This is a genomic window from Streptomyces sp. MZ04, assembly GCF_004684775.1.
Classification (GTDB): domain Bacteria; phylum Actinomycetota; class Actinomycetes; order Streptomycetales; family Streptomycetaceae; genus Streptomyces.
This window is the reverse complement of the sequence record NZ_SRIC01000529.1, coordinates 1-2,012: the sequence shown is the minus strand read 5'-3', so window position 1 is coordinate 2,012 and position 2,012 is coordinate 1. Positions and strand designations below refer to the sequence as shown.

At 70.6% G+C, this 2,012-nt stretch carries 2 protein-coding genes; one reads left to right on the top strand and one right to left on the bottom strand.

Annotated features, from left to right (window positions below; all coding sequences use genetic code 11):
- Window positions 1–25: 25 nt before the first annotated feature.
- Window positions 26–1,060: a serpin family protein gene (locus tag E2651_RS42830; RefSeq protein ID WP_135336666.1), complete on the bottom strand. Its 1,035-nt coding sequence runs from the start codon at window positions 1,058–1,060 to the stop codon at window positions 26–28.
- Window positions 1,061–1,308: 248 nt separating this feature from the next.
- Here E2651_RS42830 and E2651_RS42825 point away from each other — a divergent pair, with 248 nt between their 5' ends.
- Entirely contained in the window at window positions 1,309–1,977 is a 669-nt protein-coding gene (locus E2651_RS42825) for an O-methyltransferase (protein WP_135336665.1), read from the top strand.
- The last annotated feature ends 35 nt before the right edge of the window (window positions 1,978–2,012 follow it).

The following is a 2,012-nucleotide window of genomic DNA, read 5'->3' as shown; positions in this document are numbered from 1 at the left end:
TACACAAGGCTATTCGTCGGCAGCGTCAGATGTCTATAAGAGACAGCAACGGAACCTCCCCCGCCCCGTCCAGCACGACAACCCCGAACGGCCGGTTGAAGGCGATCCACTCGATCCGTCGAGGGACATACGGCGCACCACCGGGAGCCATCGGCACGGCAGTGACCGCAGCCGCCTCAACCCCCTCCTCGGCCACCTTCACCACGGCCTCCTGCACCACCTGCGATATCGCGAGCCGCTCCGGCGACATCCCGGAGAAGTCCGCCCCCGCGCTCATCGCCCACCGCACCCCCAGCGCCGCCAACTGCTCCGTCGCGTCGACCCGCGTCCGCAGGGACATCCGAGGCAGCGCCATATTGATCTGCTCCGCGTCGATCCCCGTCCAGCGCCCCTCCGGCGCCCACGCCAGCGGCAGCACCTCGGCGGGCCCAGCCCCCGGCTCACCGAGCACGAAGCGCACGCGGGCCGGCGCCCGGCCGCCCTCGGCCCGGCAGCGCAGCTCGACGACGCTCGCTCCGCCCACCGTCCACGCGCAGTTCAGCGGAACGGGCCGGTGCATCGTGGGCACCCGGTGCCGCACGCCCACCGCGTCGGTGAAGTCCTGGTCCCGCGTGCCCGCCCCCTCGAAGGGGATCTCCCAACGCGCCTTCAGCGCAAGCGCGTTGACCAGCACAAGCAGCACATCCGGAGTGATCACCACCGGCAGCCGCTCGATCAGACCGCCCGTAGCGTCGCGCACCCACGCGTCGATGGCATCGGGGTCCATCGGCCCGAACCCGACATCCGGCAGCGACTCCCGATAGGCCCGGTACACCGGCACCCGGCTCCACACGCGCGTGGCGACCGCCACCGCGTCCGTACCGGCGAGGGCCTGCGCCGCGGCCGTCACCGCATCCGCGGCCTCCACGTCGGCGACGCCCAGCAACTCCCGCAGCTCACCGGCGGTTTCCTCCCGCGCCCCCACCGCGACGGCGGCCAGCGCGAGCCACAGCCCGGCGGGCGAACACACGAAATCCCCCGGAGTCCCGTGCGGAGTCCCGTCCTCCCTCGGCTCGGCCATCAACGGAAGCCACCGGTCGGCAAGGCCCCGGATCGCCGCCGCGGGCACCATCTGCCCAATCCCGTATGTCATCTCAACCCCCGCAGTCCGCAGACCACCGACTCGGCCCAACGCCCCCAGTATGCGAGTCACCACTGACATTAGCCCCCCACCCCGCTAGCATCTTTAGCAAAACTAACTAGACACCCAAACTAGAAACCCAGAAGACAGAGGCACTCCAACTCCGCACCCCGAAAGGCCGATCACCCATGTCCCAGCAGCAGTGGACCGCAGTCGACCACTACTTCACCGACCTGCTCGCCCCCGCCGACGAGGCGCTCACCGCCGCCCTGCGGGACAGTGACGCCGCCGGTCTGCCGCAGATCAGCGTGGCACCGAACCAGGGCAAGTTGCTCCAGCTCCTCGCGCAGATCCAGGGCGCCCGCCGCATCCTGGAGATCGGCACGCTCGGCGGCTACAGCACGATCTGGCTGGCCCGCGCCCTGCCCGCGGACGGCCGGCTCATCACCCTGGAGTACTCCCCCGTCCACGCCGAAGTGGCCCGCGGCAACCTCGCCCGCGCCGGCCTCGACAAGATCACCGAGGTCCGCGTCGGCCCGGCCCTCGACTCGCTGACCGCGCTCGCGATCGAGCACCCCGAACCCTTCGACCTGGTCTTCATCGACGCGGACAAGGCCAACAACCCGCACTACGTGGAGTGGGCGCTCAAGCTCACCCGCCCCGGCAGCCTGATCATCGTCGACAACGTCGTACGAAGCGGCGCGGTGACGGACGCGGCAAGCACCGAGCCGAGCATCCAGGGCACCCGCGAGGCGCTCGAAATCATCGCCCGGCACCCGAAGCTGACCGGCACGGCACTGCAGACGGTGGGCACGAAGGGCTACGACGGCTTCGCCCTGGCCCGCGTCCTGGACTGAGAACGCAGCCGACAGCGCCCGCCCCTCTCCCCTCC

Excerpts from the sequence above, each read along its gene's own strand:
- E2651_RS42830 (WP_135336666.1), bottom strand. The coding sequence starts at position 1,060 with ATGGCCGAGCCGAGGGAGGACGGGACTCCGCACGGGACTCCGGGGGAT.
- E2651_RS42825 (WP_135336665.1), top strand. The coding sequence starts at position 1,309 with ATGTCCCAGCAGCAGTGGACCGCAGTCGACCACTACTTCACCGACCTG.